At 44.5% G+C, this 17,716-nt stretch carries 20 protein-coding genes; 17 read left to right on the top strand and 3 right to left on the bottom strand.

Annotated features, from left to right (window positions below; genetic code table 11):
* Positions 1-9 precede the first annotated feature (9 nt).
* The 7 genes from U5K77_01355 (at position 10) to U5K77_01325 (ending at position 5,757) form a co-directional block, all read left to right on the top strand.
* Positions 10-2,214, top strand: a complete 2,205-nt coding sequence (locus tag U5K77_01355; protein MDZ7744387.1) for a DNA translocase FtsK 4TM domain-containing protein — start codon at positions 10-12, stop codon at positions 2,212-2,214.
* Positions 2,215-2,447: 233 nt separating this feature from the next.
* Positions 2,448-2,834 carry a 30S ribosomal protein S6 gene (gene rpsF, locus U5K77_01350; GenBank protein MDZ7744386.1) on the top strand — a complete coding sequence of 129 codons (387 nt, stop codon included), beginning with the start codon at positions 2,448-2,450 and terminating at the stop codon, positions 2,832-2,834.
* A gap of 94 nt (positions 2,835-2,928) precedes the next feature.
* Positions 2,929-3,399 carry a single-stranded DNA-binding protein gene (ssb, locus tag U5K77_01345; GenBank protein MDZ7744385.1) on the top strand — a complete coding sequence of 157 codons (471 nt, stop codon included), beginning with the start codon at positions 2,929-2,931 and terminating at the stop codon, positions 3,397-3,399.
* A 114-nt stretch (positions 3,400-3,513) separates the two neighbouring features.
* On the top strand, positions 3,514-3,717 hold the full coding sequence (gene rpsR / locus U5K77_01340) for a 30S ribosomal protein S18 (GenBank protein MDZ7744384.1): 204 nt from the start codon (positions 3,514-3,516) through the stop codon (positions 3,715-3,717).
* A 264-nt stretch (positions 3,718-3,981) separates the two neighbouring features.
* A complete protein-coding gene (efp, locus tag U5K77_01335; protein MDZ7744383.1) occupies positions 3,982-4,542 on the top strand; it encodes an elongation factor P in 561 nt (186 codons plus the stop codon).
* Positions 4,543-4,546: 4 nt separating this feature from the next.
* Positions 4,547-4,993 (top strand): 2'-5' RNA ligase family protein, encoded by a 447-nt coding sequence (locus U5K77_01330; protein ID MDZ7744382.1) that lies wholly within the window; start codon positions 4,547-4,549, stop codon positions 4,991-4,993.
* Complete coding sequence (locus tag U5K77_01325) at positions 4,990-5,757, top strand: TlyA family RNA methyltransferase (GenBank protein MDZ7744381.1); 768 nt, start codon at positions 4,990-4,992, stop codon at positions 5,755-5,757. The genes U5K77_01330 and U5K77_01325 overlap by 4 nt, the downstream gene beginning before the upstream one ends.
* A 6-nt stretch (positions 5,758-5,763) precedes the next feature.
* Here the strand turns inward: U5K77_01325 and U5K77_01320 are convergent, their stop codons facing one another.
* Positions 5,764-6,411: a Crp/Fnr family transcriptional regulator gene (locus U5K77_01320; protein MDZ7744380.1), complete on the bottom strand. Its 648-nt coding sequence runs from the start codon at positions 6,409-6,411 to the stop codon at positions 5,764-5,766.
* Positions 6,412-6,548: 137 nt separating this feature from the next.
* Between U5K77_01320 and U5K77_01315 the strand changes: the two genes are divergently transcribed.
* Together U5K77_01315 and U5K77_01310 are read left to right on the top strand one after the other, a co-directional pair.
* Positions 6,549-7,223 (top strand): PH domain-containing protein, encoded by a 675-nt coding sequence (locus tag U5K77_01315; GenBank protein MDZ7744379.1) that lies wholly within the window; start codon positions 6,549-6,551, stop codon positions 7,221-7,223.
* Positions 7,224-7,273: 50 nt separating this feature from the next.
* Positions 7,274-7,957: a phosphoribosyltransferase family protein gene (locus U5K77_01310; GenBank protein MDZ7744378.1), complete on the top strand. Its 684-nt coding sequence runs from the start codon at positions 7,274-7,276 to the stop codon at positions 7,955-7,957.
* Positions 7,958-8,079: 122 nt separating this feature from the next.
* Here the strand turns inward: U5K77_01310 and ychF are convergent, their stop codons facing one another.
* Positions 8,080-9,162, bottom strand: coding sequence for a redox-regulated ATPase YchF (ychF, locus tag U5K77_01305; GenBank protein MDZ7744377.1), 1,083 nt, complete (start codon positions 9,160-9,162; stop codon positions 8,080-8,082).
* 339 nt (positions 9,163-9,501) lie between these two features.
* On the opposite strand from ychF, the gene U5K77_01300 reads away from it, so the two are divergent.
* Positions 9,502-10,116, top strand: a complete 615-nt coding sequence (locus tag U5K77_01300; protein MDZ7744376.1) for a vitamin K epoxide reductase family protein — start codon at positions 9,502-9,504, stop codon at positions 10,114-10,116.
* A 110-nt stretch (positions 10,117-10,226) separates the two neighbouring features.
* Here the strand turns inward: U5K77_01300 and U5K77_01295 are convergent, their stop codons facing one another.
* Positions 10,227-10,367 carry a hypothetical protein gene (locus U5K77_01295; protein ID MDZ7744375.1) on the bottom strand — a complete coding sequence of 47 codons (141 nt, stop codon included), beginning with the start codon at positions 10,365-10,367 and terminating at the stop codon, positions 10,227-10,229.
* Between the two features lie 115 nt (positions 10,368-10,482).
* On the opposite strand from U5K77_01295, the gene U5K77_01290 reads away from it, so the two are divergent.
* The 7 genes from U5K77_01290 (at position 10,483) to U5K77_01260 (ending at position 17,708) form a co-directional block, all read left to right on the top strand.
* A complete protein-coding gene (locus U5K77_01290) occupies positions 10,483-11,016 on the top strand; it encodes a hypothetical protein (GenBank protein ID MDZ7744374.1) in 534 nt (177 codons plus the stop codon).
* Positions 11,009-13,066: a hypothetical protein gene (locus U5K77_01285; protein MDZ7744373.1), complete on the top strand. Its 2,058-nt coding sequence runs from the start codon at positions 11,009-11,011 to the stop codon at positions 13,064-13,066. Before U5K77_01290 ends, U5K77_01285 begins: the two co-directional genes overlap by 8 nt.
* 139 nt (positions 13,067-13,205) lie before the next feature.
* A complete protein-coding gene (pilM, locus tag U5K77_01280) occupies positions 13,206-14,246 on the top strand; it encodes a type IV pilus assembly protein PilM (GenBank protein MDZ7744372.1) in 1,041 nt (346 codons plus the stop codon).
* Entirely contained in the window at positions 14,246-14,962 is a 717-nt protein-coding gene (locus U5K77_01275; protein ID MDZ7744371.1) for a hypothetical protein, read from the top strand. Before pilM ends, U5K77_01275 begins: the two co-directional genes overlap by 1 nt.
* Complete coding sequence (locus U5K77_01270) at positions 14,962-15,639, top strand: hypothetical protein (protein MDZ7744370.1); 678 nt, start codon at positions 14,962-14,964, stop codon at positions 15,637-15,639. The genes U5K77_01275 and U5K77_01270 overlap by 1 nt, the downstream gene beginning before the upstream one ends.
* Positions 15,636-15,890, top strand: coding sequence for a hypothetical protein (locus U5K77_01265; protein MDZ7744369.1), 255 nt, complete (start codon positions 15,636-15,638; stop codon positions 15,888-15,890). Before U5K77_01270 ends, U5K77_01265 begins: the two co-directional genes overlap by 4 nt.
* Before the next feature lie 15 nt (positions 15,891-15,905).
* A complete protein-coding gene (locus U5K77_01260; GenBank protein ID MDZ7744368.1) occupies positions 15,906-17,708 on the top strand; it encodes a GspE/PulE family protein in 1,803 nt (600 codons plus the stop codon).
* Positions 17,709-17,716: the final 8 nt, after the last annotated feature.

Here is a 17,716-nt window from a genome sequence, read left to right as displayed (position 1 = left end):
AGTCTGACTATGGCTAAAAAGAAGAAAAAACAAACAAGAAATAAAAAAACCAATCCTGTACCAAAGCAGCGATCAGTTTTTTGGCCGCAAGCAGGCGCAGTAATCATGCTAGTGATAGCGGTGTTTCTGCTTATCGGCGGTTTTGGCACCGGCGGCATACTACCCGAGTCATTATTTGGTGGTGCGTATTGGTTGTTTGGCTGGGGAGCTTACATAACGCCGGTTGCTTTGATATACATCGGTGTTCATAAGTTTCGCAGCGACGATCATCGTACACCGCTAGACAAACTTATGAGTATAACGGCCTTGTTGGTGAGTAGCTCCGCGCTACTGCACGTCTCTTTTGCAACTCGTTCTACACCCGTTTCTGAGTACGTTAACGGACGAGGCGGAGAAGTAGGTATGGTTATCGGTGGGATGATGCTTTCTGTACTGGATAAAATTCCCGCCATTATACTTTGGGTTGTCCTGACGGTGCTGGCTTTTTGCCTGACGTTTGGTATATCACTCAAGGTCTTTTTAAAGATCGGCGATTTGTTTAAACGTAAAGAAACTGACACCGACCTAGCCGAGCTAAAATCTAAGGCAACGGAGGAAAACAGTTTCAAGCTTAATGAAGGTGTTCCAGTTGAACGACAGGCTGACCGTGAAAAAGCCAGGCTGAGTACATTTAGAAACACCGCTCAGAAGCTCTCACCAAACGAAAGTCACGAAGCTTTGACTACTGAGAGTGATCCGAACTGGAAGTTCCCGGGCATGAACTTACTCAATCAGAAACAAGACAAGGCTGATGCTGGTGATGTTGAGGGGAGCGCAGAGAATATCAAAGAGACATTCAATAATTTTAATATTAATGTCGAGATGGAAGGAGCTAACATTGGACCACGTGTCACGCAATATACTCTAAAGCCACCTACAGGAGTTAAGCTTACAAAAATTACGGCTCTTGAGAACAATCTGTCACTTGATTTAGCAGCTCATTCTATACGAATGGAGGCGCCTATTCCGGGTAAACGGTTAGTCGGCATAGAAGTACCAAATCTTAAGTCGGCTACAGTTCGTATCAGCTCTCTTCTTCAATCTCGCGAGTGGCAAGATATGCAGGGGCCACTTAGTTTTGTTATAGGCAAAGATATTTCTGGTACACCAATGGTGGCCGATTTGGCAAAAATGCCGCACGTACTGATAGCTGGTCAGACCGGGTCAGGTAAGTCAGTTATGATTAACGCTGTTCTCACCAGTCTTTTGTACCGAAATAGCCCGTCCGATCTAAAGCTTATACTGGTCGACCCAAAGCAAGTCGAACTGAAACCATATGACGACCTCCCGCACCTACTTGCGCCCCTGATTACAGAGCCAGAAAAGTGCATTAGCGCGCTTAAGTGGACGGTTGCTGAGATGGAGCGTCGATATAAAGCTTTGGCAGATGCCAACCGTCGTAATATCGCAGAGTATAATAGTCTTAAAAAAGAGGAAGGTATGCCGTATATAGTTGTAGTTATCGATGAGCTAGCCGACCTTATGATGATGGCCGCAAGGGATGTAGAAAGCCTTATTGTACGGATCGCTCAAAAAGCGCGAGCCGTTGGCATACATCTTGTATTGGCTACGCAACGACCAAGTGTCGACGTAATAACCGGTCTTATAAAAGCTAACATACCTGCTCGGATTGCCTTTACGACCGCCAGTCAGGTGGATAGTCGAACAATCATCGACCAGATAGGTGCTGAAAAATTGTTAGGCCAGGGTGACATGCTGCTCTTGACTGCCGATATGCCAAAACCAAAACGCGTACAAGGCGCCTTTATATCTGATGAAGAGACCATTAAGGTCACAGACTTTATTCGCATGCAGCGTCCACCGGATTATGACGACGAGATTATTAGCCAACCTGTACAACTCAACGGTAAAGGTGGTGTGGTCATGGATGCTAGCGCTCAAGATAGCGATGACGATATGTGGAAGGATGCCATCAAGGTGGTAGTAGACGGCGGCAAAGCTAGTACCAGCCTACTCCAGCGACGCTTAAGGATTGGCTACGGCCGAGCTGCTCGCTTAATTGAAACCATGGAAGAGCAGGGCATTGTAGGCCCAGCCGATGGTTCGCGACCAAGAGAAGTGTTGATTAGCTCAGTCGATGACGTATTTGGTGGAGCGGATAGTTCTGCAAACGTTGATGATGAAGTCTACGACGAAAACTTCCCCGAAGAATAAAAGTATCTTACATAGAGAATTAAATAGCAGCGTAGTTGACCCAGTAGTGAGCCCTCGCGACTATACTGGCTTTGTCAGGATAATGACTCGCTTTTAGCGAGTCTACACGAAGATCTACTACTGGGTTGACTAACAGGGGTAGTTAAGGTACAATACACGCACTATTAACTCAGTTCACAGCCTTCGCCATCTAGCGGAATGAGCGTGTGGGCTATAACCAAAGGAGGAATACCTTGAACCAATACGAAATTGCAGTATTGTATCACCCTGATCTGGAGGTCGATTTGACCAAGGCAGAGGAGCGGGTGAAAAAAATCATCACCAATAACGGCGGCACTATAAAGTCTACCGATAACTGGGGTAAGCGTAAGTTGGCATATCCAATTGCCAAGCAAGAGCACGCCGTCTACGTTTTTTACACCGTAGAAATGCCCGGTGAGGGTGTACAAAAAGTTGAGAGCAATCTTAACATAACGGACGAAGTTATTCGTTATTTGATTGTCCGTCCAGATCTCAAGGCAATTGCTAAGGCCGAAGCTGCCAAAGCAGATAAAGCCAAGAAAGCTGCTGAGCGCGGCGATAAAAGTGACGACACAGACAATCAAAACGACGAGGCATAGGAGTAAGCTTACAAGCTTGCAACTAGTGCGCTATAGTGTAAACAGCGAAAACTAAAAACACCCACAACCTAATTCCAGTAAGGAGTGATAACAAATGGCAAAAGGATTTAACAAAGTAATCTTAATGGGCAATCTTACCCGTGATCCTGAAACGCGGACAACGCCTAACGGGCAAAGTGTCACAAACTTTGGCTTGGCAGTTAATCGCACCTGGCGCGGCCAGGATGGCAGCCAGCAAGAGAATGTAAGTTTTATTGACTGTGTTGCTTGGGCAAAAGCAGGCGAAATCATTGCTCAGTATTTACATAAGGGTCGTCCAGTTCTCGTCAGTGGTCGCTTAGAGCAGCGTAGCTGGGAACAGGACGGGCAAAAGCGTAGCAAGGTAGAAGTAATCGTAGAGGACTTCAACTTTGTTGATGGTGGCGGTGGCAGCAACAACAGTGGTGATGACAGTGGTCAACCACAATCTAGTGCACCAAAGCAGAGCAAGAGCACGAAGAAAGACGATGTTGTTATTGAGGATATTGGTGATGAGCCAATTAATCTTGACGACATCCCGTTCTAGCACAGCTAGAACAAGTAAAAAGTAAAAAAGTTTATAAAGTAACAAGTTTCTCACAGGAGTACTACTTTATACTTTCAACTTTATAACCTTAAACTTAATTCCGGAGGAATTTACATGGCTAAGATTTTCAAGAACAGAACAGACGTACCGTATTTTGACTACAAGGACTTTAAGACCTTGCAGCGATACGTAAACCAGTATGGTCAGATCGAGACTCGTAAGAAAACCGGTCTCAAAGAGCATGAACAGCGCCGATTAGCGGTTGCTATTAAGCGCGCTCGGCATCTAGCATTGCTACCGTTTGTAGCATCTAATTAGAGGATAGATATAAGATTGTAGATTCTAGCAATAAGGCAATGAGTACGATTACGTCTTTTACAGACCTAAAAGCATGGCATACGGGTCTTTGCTAGAGCTCCAAAACCAACTGCTCATTGTTAAGGATCTCCACTACATTACCCAAGAAGACTTTAAAGAAGTAGCAGATCTTTCGGTGGAATGCGCTAAAGTGCTATCAGGATTAAGGAAAGCTAATAAAGAAAGGGGTCGCTAGAATCTTAGATCTAGAATCTAGTTACTACTATGTTGAGACCAACCGATCTAAAAAAAGGACAGATATTCCAGATGGACGGTACACCGTATCGGGTGGTGGAGTATGCTCAAAAAGTTATGGGTCGTGGTGGTTCCATCGTTAACGTTAAGATAAAAAGCTTGATTGACGGCAGGGTGCTGGATAGAACTCTAAAAGGTAACGAGTCGATTGAGCCGGCAGACGTTATCAATAAGAGTGTCCAGTATCTTTATAATGACGCTGCCAAGTTTTATTTTATGGACGAAGACACGTACGACCAGTTTGAATTATTTGCTGAAGATGTGGCAGATAAAACCGGCTTCTTAAAAGAGGGCGATAAAGTACAAGCTCAGCTGTTTGATGGGCAAGTTATAAATATAGAGTTGCCCAAAAATGTCCCGCTAAAAGTTACTTACGCTGAAGATGTGGTCAAAGGCGACACTACTAGCAGCGTACAAAAAGATGCGACGCTTGAGACAGACATTACCGTAAAAGTACCGGCTTTTGTTAAAGTTGGTGACATCATTAGTGTGGATACTTCCACTGGCACTTACCGCGAACGTGTAAAATAACAGCATGGGACAGTACTTAATTGTTTATATGGTCGATCCTGTTAAAGTCGGACAGCGATTTACGTTATGGCCGTTGCATGTAACCTTATTGCCCTGGTTTGAGGCACCGGACGGGAAAGCAGTTGAAGCTTGCGTTCGTGTCGCAACAAACAGTACTAGACCCTGTTCTGTTTCAACTACAGAGCGTGGTTATTACGGCCTAAAAGGTAACTTACCGGTTATGAAACTAGAAATCACATCCCAACTGCAGACACTGCACAAAACCTTGCTTAGTGCTGTTGAGGAGCAAGGATGGGAAGTGAAGGGCAGGTATATCGGTAATAACTATACCCCTCACATAACCCAAAAAGCAGGTCGTGGTTTTGAAGGTGAACTGAATATAGACACGATTCATATAGCAGAGGCTCAATCGCAAGGTTACCGTCAGATTATTGCCGAGGTTAAGTTATGAAGCGACAGAGGCTTGATCAGGCAATTGTAGCCAAAGGTCTTATTGCAACTAGAAGCCAGGCTGAAAGCTACATTAAGCTTGGGCACGTTAGCGTTGACAAGCAGGTTGTACGAAAGCCAGGGCAGTTTGTGACCGATGGTCAGAAGATCGACTTAAAAATTGATCAGCAATATGTTTCGCGCGCTGGGCTAAAGCTAGCAGCAGTGGCTGATAAATTTCAGCTTAATTTTCATGACAAGGTAGTGCTGGATGTCGGATCTAGCACTGGTGGATTTACCGATTATGCACTTAGACATGGCGCTAAAAAAGTCATTGCTGTAGATGTTGGCACAAATCAGCTACACCCTAATTTACGTACTAACCCGAACGTTGAGTTACACGAACAAACCGACATTAGGAATGTCCGGCTGCGCCAAGCTGAGAATGAAGCAGTGGGTGATGAGAAGGGTGTACACATTGACATACCAGACATTATAGTCATCGACGTCAGCTTTATCTCACTGCGTGATGTACTGCCTCATGTCTCAATGCTCATGTCTCCTAACTCAATCCTTGTCGCCATGGCAAAACCACAGTTCGAAGCTCAGGCTGCAGGGCTCAAGCATAGGGGTGTTATTAAGAACGATAAAATGCGCCGAGAGACGCTCCAACACCTTGAGAGTTGGATAAAAAAGTTGTTCATTATTGCCGAAAAGGCCGATTCTGAGATTGCCGGTGCTAAGGGCAACCAAGAGCGGTTTTATCTATTAAAAAAGACGCAATAACGGACTCTATAAGAACTCACGTAGCTTAGTCTTATCGTGTATGGTGATAAAAAGAGCTTTGGTGCTTATGAGTTTTTGTTTTTCCAGTAGGGTTAGTTCTTTGCCGGTAGATTCCCGTGATGCACTAATAGAACTAGCAATATCTTGACGGCGAAGAGGTACTCTGATGACTATACCGCCGTCTGTTTTTTCGCCGAAACGATTGGACATAGTGAGCATAAATGAAATTAGTCGTTCTCGTACGGAACGATACTCTAAGTTTAAGATCCGTTCGGAATGTATACGGTACATTTCCATAGTCATATCTAGAATTATCCGTAATCCCTCTGGATAAGTTTCGAGGTGCTCCAGAAATTGTTTTCGGCTTAAGCGTCTTAGTACGGTCGGCACCAGTGCTTCATAAATAATGCGTCTTTCTTGGCCGGTTATCGCCCAGATAAGTGGGAATATCTCTTTTTCTTTTCTGACAATAAGAAGGTTTTCTTCGCCGTATTTGGTTATATCGTAGGCTTTGACCAGACCTGATTCTATATAAAAAACGCCCGGCGGTGTATCACCTGGGCGTATAATAAATTCACCTTTTTGAAACTCTAGTTTCGTGCCACGACCAAAAGTTTCCACAAGATCTTCAAATTGATGAGGTGTAGCCATCATGACACGCTTATTTTGTCATAAATCAAAGTTTCAAGCTAGTCAGTGAGACAAAATTCACATGCTGCATGTGACAAAAATAACCGACAACAGCACCTCCTAACGTTATGCTGTAAGTACAAGTAAACGGAGGGATTGGCATGGTTACTATGGAATCGGTACTCAGACAATTTCGCCGTTTGGGTATTAAGCCAAGTTTTTGGACAAAAGGTGAGGTGAACGAACTTCATAATATATTGGTTCCTGGGGAGGAACTGGCTCACGTTGTAAAGGGTTGGTATGAAGGCGGGTTTGCCCTGCTTTGTGCGACTAACCACCGAGTGTTGTTGGTTGATAAAAAACCATTTTTCCTGACGGTTGAAGATTTGCGTTACGATATGATTGTCGAAGTAAAATACCAGTACCAATTAATGGATGCATCGGTTTGCTTTACATATGCTCGTAAAAGCCTTGATTTTAAGAGTTGGGATAAAGAGCGGTTGCAGGATTTGGTCGCTTATGTGCGACAGTGTACTTTGGAAGTAAAGCTGCGGAGCGATGAGGATTATGCGCAGCGCACGCATCTAACACCAGCAGAGGCGCCCAGTTTAGCTGAAAATTTACCGCAACAAGTTGAAAGCGATAAGCCTCAAACGGCCGGTATACCGCCTGAACTACTTGCACCACCGGTTGAAACACAGACGCCTCAGGTGCCACCAGAGCCAAAGCAGCCAATTCGAAGCTGGACAAGGAACCCCTATCAGACCAGCCAACAATTATTACGACGTAATAAGGCATCGCGTTTTGTGACGCAAAGCCAGGTAAACCAACCGTAGATTGTTCGAGTTAAGCAGCAAGATTAAACCCCTTGTGTTAAACTTTTGATATGTATTTCAGGAGTCGAGCTGATGCTGGCCGGCAGTTGGCGGTCAAGTTAGAACAGTATAAAAACCAAAATATTTCCGTCGTGGCACTATCTGAAGGGGCGGTTATTGTTGCTGCCCAAATAGCCATGAAGCTTCATGGCAATTTGATGTTGCTACTGACAGAAAACATCTACCTGCCTGGAGAAAAAGACGCCATTGCGAGTATGAGTTCTACAGGGACATTCTCTTACAACAATATGTTTACCGCTGGACAACTTGAGGAGCTAACTGCTGATTATCATCAATATATCGATCAAAAACGCCGCGAAAAAATGCATGAATTAAATGTACTTATTGGGCATGAGGGCGAGATACATCCGGAGTATCTGCGTCATCACACGGTTATTTTAGTGTCGGACGGCTTGCCTAGTGGAGCTTCACTCGACGTTGCCGAAGCGTTTCTAAAAACCATCGCAATAAAAAAGCTTATTATTGCAACCCCAAACGCCAGTGTGCCAGCGGTAGATAAGATGCATTTAATCGGTGATGAGATTTGTTGTTTGAACGTGGTTGCTAATTATCTAGACATTAATCACTATTATGACGACAATACTGTACCTAAAACTCACGATCTGTTTAAGATGATGCAAAACATTTCGCTTCATTGGTCGAAAGAGGAGCAGATGTTAGAGGCTGGAGATTAGATTTTCGATGGCTTCGCAAGAGGCCGTCAATAAGTTTATGAGCATGCTGTCAAGTGAGTAAATCTGTAAAGCTTTTAATCATAAACTAAATTGTCTATGATCTATCGTCCAAAGTCCGCTTTTTACACGTTAAACTTGAACTCAACGACATCCCCGGGTTGCATAACGTAGGTTTTGCCTTCAGTGCGGATTTTCCCTTGTTGTTTAGCTGCAGCTTCTGAACCGGCAGCCACAAGGTCATCATAATCAATAATTTGTGCCGCGATGAAGCCACGTTCAAAATCACCATGAATCACGCCGGCTGCTTGGGGAGCTGTCGAACCTTTTTTGATAGTCCAGGCACGAACCTCTTTTTCGCCCGCCGTCAGGTAACTCTGCAATCCCAGTACATCGTAGGCAGCGTGTATAACTTTGTGTAATCCTGGCTCAGTCTGGCCGTAACTTTCCAACATTTCTTGCCGGTCAGATCTATCAAGACCGCGCAGTTCATCTTCTAGCTTGGCGCTGACAAAAATTGCTTGAGCAGGGGACACTAATTTACTTAGTTCTTGTTTTTTGGTCTCATTATTAAGCTGGTCCTCATCCATATTAAACAAATAAATAATTGGCTTGGCTGTCATGAGCTGCAGATCCTTGAGCTCCGTACTTAGTACTGAGTACTCAGTACTGTGAAAAAGTGGCTGACCGGAGTCGAGTATATCGTGTGCAGTTTTTAATGCTTCAAATTCGGGTTTAAGTTTTGGATTCGCTCGAGCCGCTTTTTCAGTTTGGGGTAGGCGTTTTTCTATGGTTTGCAAGTCTGCCAATATCAGCTCTGTGTTAACCACTTCTATATCGTGCAGCGGATCCTTACTGGACTCGTTGCGCAAAACGTTTAAATCATCAAACGCCCTAACCACTTGACAGATGGCGTTGCAGCTGCGGATATGGCTCAAGAATTGGTTACCTAAACCCTCGCCTTTGCTGGCGCCTGCGACTAGCCCGGCTATATCGACAAAAGTAACCGTCGCAGGCAGTATCTTCTGAGTCTTGTACATGTCTGCCAGTTTTTGCAGACGCTCATCTGGCACAGGCACAATACCAGTGTTCGGTTCAATAGTGGCAAACGGATAGTTAGCAGCCAAAATACTGCTATCCGTCAGCGCATTAAACAGGGTGCTCTTGCCAACATTCGGCAGCCCCACGATAGCGATATTAAGACTCATGTTCGGCTCCCGCTATCTGTACCAAAAACTCGTAGCTCCGCAACCTGATTACTTGCTGCTGTGCACGGGTTTTGGTACGGGGCAAACCCCACGATTCCTATTGATAAACTCATTAGTGATTATTATATAGGATAGGCGTTATAACAAAAATGGTAGAAGTAATAAACACGCCACTCGACTGGCGCGTTTATTTTTAACTTAAAAAACTAGGCCAAGAAAGGATTCTGACTAAATGGAACATATGCTCAAAAGACTAGTAAACATATTTCAGTAAAATTGATTAGTGCGAGGTTTTTCTACATGGTGTTTTTGAGTTTAGTTGGGGTATAATAGGCTCATATGCCACGAACAAAAAATCGAGCTTGGAGCATACAACGCAGCTTGCCGTTCATTCTGCTTATTGGTGGAGCAATTGGGCTTTTGGCATCTTTTGTACTTACTATAGAGACAATAAATCTGCTTAAAGATCCGAGCTATCAACCGTCATGCAGTATAAACCCGTTGTTTGACTGCGGTTCGGCTATGACGAAGGGCAGAGCGAGCTCGCTTGGTTTACCAGATCCAGTGGTGGGTATTGCAGCATTTAGTGTTGTTATTACGGTGGGGGTTGCAATGCTTGCTGGTGCGCGGTTAAAAAGGTGGTTTTGGCAAGCCTTTAATTTGGGTGCGCTAGGTGGAGTTATTTTTATGCACTGGATGTTTTTCCAGAGCCTTTATGTATTGGGCACTCTATGTCCGTTTTGCATGGTGGTATGGGGCGTTACCATCCCAATATTTTGGTACGTCACTCTGTACAGCCTGCGTGAGGGCAACTTAGTTGTACCAAAATCGCTTATTGGTCTAAAAAACTTTGTGCTTTTATATCACAAAGAGATTTTGGTGAGTTGGTTTGTACTGTTAGCGGCATTAGTACTGCATGAGTTTTGGTATTACTGGCAGACACTTTTACCTTAGTTTTTAATGCGCGTTAGAAAAACTAAGCTCCTAGCGCATATTGACATATCATATTGTTTATAAACACGTGTAATCACTTGATTTTCATAGATGCGGAATAGGACGCTTGTTCACTTTAACGATACTCGTATTTCACATCCTTTCTCGTGATGGATTAGCGGACAACGACGGCTGGCATCCAGCCTGCTACCAATCAGCAGTACCGTGCTATAAGCTAGTGCATGCACTATATCCGTATCAATCTTTGGCAAGCCGCCTAGTATACAAGCTTGTGCTTATCTAGCAGTCTGTTACAATTATTAGTATGCAAACATAAGGGTATTCGCCACTTGACGAATCTTAGGATTGTAAAGCCGTGAATCCATAATGAATTTTAAAAAAAACACACCAAAGCTCGGTGAAGACGAAGCACAAGTCGGCACGATACCGCGTCATAAATACATATTTTCTTTGAGGCGTTTGGCTGTCTTTTTGGGTGTAGCTATACTTGTACCTGCTGTTTTTGGCACCGCGCATGTGTTCTTGGGGCAACCTGAAGTAAGTGAAACAGAAGAGCAGTTAGAAGTATCGCCATACATAGAAGTTGACGGACAGTTATTAGAGTTTCCTGAACATTTACGCTATATGGGCAATCATCAGGAACAGCAAGTTGATCCTGAGGTGCTGCAAGAAGCCCTTGAAGACCATAAGGCTACAAAAAATGAACAGGATGAGTACGGATATTACGTCTTTCTTGCGCAAATTTATTCACGTATGGATGATAAAAATAAACAACTTGAAGCTTACAAAGGAGCGCTAGCTGTGGTTGAGAGGCAACCCATCATTTCGCATGAACAAGAACAAATCCATCAGGGGTTGCTAAGAGAAATTGCGGAGCTGGAGGTTGAACTGAATGAGTAGAAAAGCGAAGATAGGACTAGGGCTATCGTTCGGCTTGGCAGTTGTGTCTGTGTTTACTATTGGATTACTGAAGATAAGTGCTATGCATGGTGAAAACGGTGATGCTACTGTGGGGTGTAACTATGTACAGCGGGCTGTTCGTGCAACTCCGGGACAAGACATCTATCGCACCGTTTCCGTCATTGCATATCACGACTATAACACCGATTGGCCAGGTATGGAGGCCATAGATTCTTGGCTCAAAGGGTGGGAAATAACCGCAAACTGTATGCTCGACGAATCAAATCTGCTTAGCTATAACAACATTCGGGCAGACAGGGTGTGGTTTGGATTTGGTGCCGACGACGGCTCTGGGTTTTTACCTACTGGGCCAACAGGGAGCGGCTATCCTTGTGCGCTCGGTGCAGCGCCCGACTATCCTGGGGTAGACTATTGCGCTGGTCTGGGGCGCAGGTATAGTGTTAAGCAAGATGACGGCGCATACATAGCATTGCCGGATGCTGGGCGGATTTTGCACTGCCGTGGCTATGGTGATATCTATCCTGGTTGTGGACCGAGTGTGTATGATCGGGGCGTTGGTACGGGCGTCGGTGGTAACTGCGGTGCGTGCAATCCAGCTTATCCGGTGAGTAGTAATGCGTATCTAGGCTCCGGCTTTGCAACCTATCCGCTCGAAGACATGACTTCTTATTTCGGATTAAATGCACAGGGCAGATTACAAGATACTCCTATATCATTTAAAGTTCGAAACACTTGGCAAGGAGGATATAGAGCAGAGGCAGTTTTCACACTACGTTACCCGAACACTCCCCCGCAATTAAGTTGTGGTGCACTGACTACAAATCCGCAAAACCCAGGAGTAGGCCAAAGTTTTAGCTTGCGCGCTCGCTTTAGCAATGGCTCAAGCGGAGAAGTATCAAACGCCACACACCCAATGACTATAACCATACCGCCAGGAATAACACCCACGGGCTCTGCCAACGTCAACTACTCGCCTAGTCCACTTACCAGTTCCTCCTCAGGGGGCGGCGTTGCCGAAAGTGTCCGCAGCGGGCTTGTTGCGACTACTACTGGCAGATATACAGTCAATTGGTCTGTTTCAGGGTCGAATGCAAGCATTAGTTGTTCTGGTGAAGTAGAAATTGCCGACAGCCCCTACTTCCGTGTCTACGGCGGTGATGTATTCGTAGGCTCTGGCTTCCGAGACCAAACCAACACGTGTACTCCTAACCCCGATGCTGCCATTCTAGCTCGCAATCGTGGTTCGGCAACATATGGTGGTTCCGCCACCCAAATAGCTGCTTACGCACTACGCCCCATTGAAGGTTTTGCTACCGCTTCATTACGCGGGTCACCACCCACACGCCCAATCGGACTCACGTTTGCCAACCAACCAGCTACTGGTTATGGTGGTAACTGGAGCTCAGACAACGTACGCCACTGCATACCGGACTACTTTGCCCAACACACTAATCTGGCCGCCTACCAGACCGGCGCCACCGACGGAGCCTACCACAGCGTCGGCAACACAACACTTGGCGGGCGAACCCTTAACACTGGAGACAAGCTTTCTATATATGTCTCTGGTGATGTTCACATTACTGGTAACATTACGTACAATCAAACAGGATCGCCAAGTGCCATTAACGACATCCCGTACTTCCAACTCGTTGCTCAAGGCAATATCTACATACACCCGAGTGTCACCCAGATCGACGGTGTTCTGATTGCCCAACCAGACCCTGACAATGCAAATACTGGCACACTATATACCTGCTCCAATGGGTTTACTCCTGCCAATCGTAGTCTGGTTTCTGGATCATGCAACGACAACAGCCTAGCCATTTACGGCGCCGTAGTCGCACGACAACTCAAATTCTTACGCTCTACCGGCAGCCTACACACTGCTGCTAGCAACGAGCCACACACCAGCGCAAACATAGCCGAACGAATTATCTTTACACCCGAAGTCTGGCTCAGTAATCCAGCCATCACGCAACCCCCACGTGAACCGTACGAAGCATTCACCACCTTACCGCCGGTGTTGTGAGGTGGCTCTTACGGGGGTTTAATAATTTCATACAAACTGCTATATTGTAAGCAATAGCATTTTGGCAAGGTTAAAAAAATAAATAACATGTGTAACACTAGTAAATTAAACATGAGCACCATGCTATAATTGAGGAAATATGAGCATATTGAGTGGGGTATCTGAATTTATCGGCTTAGACATTGGCACTACCGCTGTGCGAGCGGTCGAGCTGCAAGGTAATAAGGTGCCGAAGTCTCTAATAAAGTACGCTCAAATTTCGGTTGATAGCAAAGTTTCAATGAGCGACTCAAAAGCCGATCAGCAGAAACTCATGCAAACAATTCGAGATTTATTGGCACAGGCAAAGATATCAACTAAAAATGTTGCGGTCGGATTACCTTCACAACGAGTTTTTACCACGGTAGTAGATATTGACCGGCTTGATCCGTCTGAACTAGACAAATCTATACGATACCAAGCAGATTCTTTAATACCGACTCCGCTCTCTGAATCAAAACTTGACTGGGCATTGCTTGGAGATTCTCCAAAGGACAAGACAAAGGTAGAAGTGTTGATCTCAAGTGTTACTAATGAGTTTGTAGAGAATCGTTTGGACATGCTGGAATCGATCGGTCTTAATGTTATTGCCTTTGAGCCGGATAACCTAGCATTAACTCGAGCCATGCTTCCGTCTAATGCCACGACACCGCACATGGTGCTTGATATTGGTAATAAAAGTACCGATTTGGTCATTGCTATGAACGGTGCGCCACGTTTAACCAGATCTATACCGACGGGTGCTGAAGCAATTATTAAATCAGCTACACAAAATCTTGGGGTTGATGAAAAACAAGCCGAACAGTTTGTATTCAAGTTTGGACTAGGTAAAGAAAAACTAGAGGGGCAGGTGTATCAAGCAATTATTGGCACCGTTGATGTGTTAGTAAATGAGATTGATAAGTCAATAAAATTTTTCCAGACCAGATACCCCAACGTGCCTATAGAACGTATTGTTGTTACAGGGGGCGCTTCAGCTTTGCCGGAGTTCCCACTGTACGTGGCAAACAAATTTGGTATCAGTGTAGAGATAGGTAATGCTTGGCAAAATGTCGTATTCCCGTCTGAGCGGCAAAATGAACTGCTTGCTGTGTCTAACCACTTCGGTGTGGCAGCCGGTTTAGCGGAGAGGATTGGCTAATGATACAGTTTAATCTTCTACCTGATGTAAAAATTGAATACATTAAGACAAAACGCACCAAGCGGGTTGTCATACTGCTCTCTTCGTTGGTTGGATGTTCTGCGTTTGCTATTTTGGTGCTACTGTTTTTGTATGTAAATGTTGTCCAGAGAACACACATAAATAATCTTGATGAAGATATTGCTCAGTCAAGCCAAGAACTCCAAGATATACCGGAGCTTGATAAAATTCTAACCGTACAAAACCAGCTATTTAGCTTAACTGATTTACACGAAGAAAAACCGGCAGCAAACAGGCTGTTTGAATATATTTCTAAAGTAACCCCGGTAGAGGCGACAATATCAAAATTTGATATAGATTTTAATCTTCAAACGGCTTCTATCTCTGGCAGCACAGTGGCAATCGACGAAAACAGCGCACTTAGTATAGTTAATGAGTATGTAGATTCTTTAAAGTTCTCTACATATAGCATTGTTTCTGAGGAAGATGATAATGAACCTGAGCTAAACAACGAAACAGCCTTCAGTCAAGTGGTACTCAGTCAGTTTAGCGTCACAGAAGAAGGTGCCAATTATCAAATTACGTTTACGTATGACCCCATAATCTTTGATGACCGGAATGATGTAACACTTACGGTGCCCCAGACCGTTACAACACGATCACAAATTCAGCGGCCGGTAGATCTATTTCAACCAGAGAGCGAGGAGACACAGTAATGGCTTTATCGCCCATCATATCAGGTAAGAGGGTTCAGATTAGCAAGGCTAATGCGGCAATGTTAACAGTTGTAATTGTTGCTTCGATTGTTACGGTATTCTCTATCGTTGGATCGTTTGCTTTGTTTGATCAGCAATCTTATCAGTCAGAGATTATAACCGAAAAAACCAAGGCTAGAGATCAGTTATTAAAAAATATCGAAGAAGTTGAGGAGTTGCTCGCCTCATATAAGGTGTTTGTTGAATCTCCCGAGAATATAATATCCGGTAGTTCTACAAGCAATACTGCACGGGGTGGTGATAATGCAAAAATCATACTTGATGCACTACCTAGTACGTACGATTTTCCGGCATTAACCGCAAGTGTGGAGAAAATGTTAAGGAACGGAGGTGTCGCGATAAACAGTATTTCCGGTGTTGATGATGAGCTTGCACATCAGGACGTGGAAGGGCAAACCAACCCTAGTCCAATTGAGATGCCTTTTGAGTTCAGTGTTTCGGCTAACTACGAAACTGTAAAACAGCTAATTGATGATATTGATAGATCCATACGACCTTTCCATATAACGCAGCTTACCATTAGTGGGGAGCAGAACGATATAGAGTTACTGCTAAAGGCTAAAACATACTATCAGCCAGGTAAAAGTCTAACCATCGACACAAGGGTAATCCGATGAAGCAGAAAGACATAGCACTCGTTATTATAATAATTTTCATAACCGGTATATTTTCGTTTATATTGTCTAACTTATTGATATCAACACCAGAGAATAGGCAACAGGAAGTTGAAGTGGTGCATCCAATAGTTTCTGAATTTCCAACTCCAGATGAAAGGTTTTTTAACGAGGATTCAATTAACCCAACACAAGAAATAAGAATTGGTACCGATGATCCGAACACTAGTCCGTTTGATGATTCTGAGCAGTAGAGAGGAGTCATACAGATGAGTGTCTTATCTTCTGCAACCCAGAAACAAGTTGAAGATAATCTCGTTAAAGACGGAGATATAACCGCTGATGCGTTGAAAGCTGCCAAAGCAAAGGCTGAGACAGCTAAAAAACCTCTATTTGGTCTACTCGTTGAAGACGGTTTGGTGGATAACGAGGTGCTTACTAAGGCTATGGCTCAAGCCAGCAAAATACCATACGTGAATCTTACCAACGCCAGAATAAATCCAGACATATTAATGTTATTGCCGCAAGACATAGCCGAGCGCTATATGGCTGTTCCGCTTGGAGAGATGCAGAATCGTCTCGTTGTTGCCATGCTTGACGCCGATAACGTACAGGCGGTTGATTTCTTGGCTAACAAAATCGGACGACCCCTTAAAGTGTATGCAGCCAGCGAAGAAGGTATTCGGAGGGTTTTAAAGCAGTATGATGCTCGTTTAGATACGCAGGTAACCGATGTCTTGGAAGGGAATCAGGCGGGTAAGAAACAGGCGGATCAAGATACTGACGGTGGCAAATCTGATAAGACTCAAGACAAAATTAAAACCATTGTTCAAGATTCTCCAATAAGTAAGGCTTTGTCAGCCATTATGGAATACGCTGCCAAAAACAGAGCCAGCGATATACACATTGAACCAACCGAGCATGAGCTGAAAATACGCTGCCGAATTGACGGAGTTTTGCGTGAGATTATGAAGTTACCGAAAAATACAGAGGCAGCCTTGGTTTCTCGTATAAAGATCCTAGCAAGTCTAAAAATCGATGAACACAGAACACCGCAAGACGGACAGTTCACCATTATGGTTGAAGACCGACCGATTGATCTACGTATTGCAATTTCGCCAGTTGTCTGGGGTGAACAAGTGGTTATTCGTCTGCTTGATAAATCCGGTACCAGTTTTAAGTTAGAGGATATGGGTTATCACGGACGAGCACTGCGAACAATTCGAAAGGGCCTAGAGCGCTCCAATGGTATGGTGCTGACAAGCGGTCCAACCGGATCAGGTAAGTCAACTTCACTTTATGCGTTAATTCAAGAAATCAAAAACGATGCCGTTAACATCGTGACACTGGAAGACCCGGTTGAATATAAGATGGAAGGTATTAATCAGATTCAAGTTAATCCGGAAGTCGGCTTAAACTTTGCGTCTGGCTTACGATCGATATTGCGTCAAGATCCTGACATAGTTATGGTCGGGGAAATTCGTGATAGCGAGACAGCTACGCTTGCGGTACAGGCGGCCTTGACAGGGCATCTTGTGTTCTCGACACTGCATACCAACTCAGCGGCCGGTATTCTTCCTCGATTGCTTGATATGGAAATAGAACCGTTCTTGATAGCCAGTACCGTACATACGGTGATTGGTCAGCGTCTGGTTCGTCGCTTAACTGAAGAAAAAGAAGAACGTCAAGCCACCAAAGCAGAAGTTGAGGCAATTAACTCAACTGTCGGGCATTTGCTGCCAAAAACAGAAGCCGACGTAAAGCAAGTTGCAGAGGATTTAGGTTACGAAAGCTTGCCTCTAAGCGGGCAAAACGCTTATACTTTATTTGAGGGCAAAGAAAGTCCCGAGACACCAGGAGGGTACAAGGGGCGAATGGGTCTGTATGAAGTATTCGATGTTTCTGAAGAGATCCAAGAGCACATTTTAAAACGGTCAACTAGTTCGGATATTCAAAGAACTGCGCAAAAACAAGGCATGATTACCATGCGCGAAGATGGATATTTGAAAGCTCTGGCAGGATATACCTCTATAAACGAAGTAAATCGCGTAGCCGCAGCAGATAGCGCTTAACATATACA

The sequence above is a fragment of the Candidatus Saccharibacteria bacterium genome (genome assembly GCA_034521515.1).
Lineage (GTDB): Bacteria > Patescibacteriota > Saccharimonadia > Saccharimonadales > JAXHMH01 > JAXHMH01.
Note: the sequence above shows the minus strand (reverse complement) of the source record. Positions and strands in the feature narration are given on the sequence as shown.

Bases quoted from the DNA above. Each gene is read 5' to 3' on its own strand.
- U5K77_01300 (MDZ7744376.1), top strand. From the start codon at position 9,502: ATGCCACGAACAAAAAATCGAGCTTGGAGCATACAACGCAGCTTGCCG.
- ychF (MDZ7744377.1), bottom strand. From the start codon at position 9,162: ATGAGTCTTAATATCGCTATCGTGGGGCTGCCGAATGTTGGCAAGAGC.
- U5K77_01310 (MDZ7744378.1), top strand. From the start codon at position 7,274: ATGTATTTCAGGAGTCGAGCTGATGCTGGCCGGCAGTTGGCGGTCAAG.
- U5K77_01325 (MDZ7744381.1), top strand. From the start codon at position 4,990: ATGAAGCGACAGAGGCTTGATCAGGCAATTGTAGCCAAAGGTCTTATT.
- U5K77_01285 (MDZ7744373.1), top strand. From the start codon at position 11,009: ATGAGTAGAAAAGCGAAGATAGGACTAGGGCTATCGTTCGGCTTGGCA.
- rpsR (MDZ7744384.1), top strand. From the start codon at position 3,514: ATGGCTAAGATTTTCAAGAACAGAACAGACGTACCGTATTTTGACTAC.
- U5K77_01315 (MDZ7744379.1), top strand. From the start codon at position 6,549: ATGGTTACTATGGAATCGGTACTCAGACAATTTCGCCGTTTGGGTATT.
- U5K77_01265 (MDZ7744369.1), top strand. From the start codon at position 15,636: ATGAAGCAGAAAGACATAGCACTCGTTATTATAATAATTTTCATAACC.
- U5K77_01320 (MDZ7744380.1), bottom strand. From the start codon at position 6,411: ATGATGGCTACACCTCATCAATTTGAAGATCTTGTGGAAACTTTTGGT.
- U5K77_01355 (MDZ7744387.1), top strand. From the start codon at position 10: ATGGCTAAAAAGAAGAAAAAACAAACAAGAAATAAAAAAACCAATCCT.
- U5K77_01270 (MDZ7744370.1), top strand. From the start codon at position 14,962: ATGGCTTTATCGCCCATCATATCAGGTAAGAGGGTTCAGATTAGCAAG.
- ssb (MDZ7744385.1), top strand. From the start codon at position 2,929: ATGGCAAAAGGATTTAACAAAGTAATCTTAATGGGCAATCTTACCCGT.
- U5K77_01330 (MDZ7744382.1), top strand. From the start codon at position 4,547: ATGGGACAGTACTTAATTGTTTATATGGTCGATCCTGTTAAAGTCGGA.
- U5K77_01290 (MDZ7744374.1), top strand. From the start codon at position 10,483: ATGAATTTTAAAAAAAACACACCAAAGCTCGGTGAAGACGAAGCACAA.
- efp (MDZ7744383.1), top strand. From the start codon at position 3,982: ATGTTGAGACCAACCGATCTAAAAAAAGGACAGATATTCCAGATGGAC.
- U5K77_01275 (MDZ7744371.1), top strand. From the start codon at position 14,246: ATGATACAGTTTAATCTTCTACCTGATGTAAAAATTGAATACATTAAG.
- U5K77_01260 (MDZ7744368.1), top strand. From the start codon at position 15,906: ATGAGTGTCTTATCTTCTGCAACCCAGAAACAAGTTGAAGATAATCTC.
- pilM (MDZ7744372.1), top strand. From the start codon at position 13,206: ATGAGCATATTGAGTGGGGTATCTGAATTTATCGGCTTAGACATTGGC.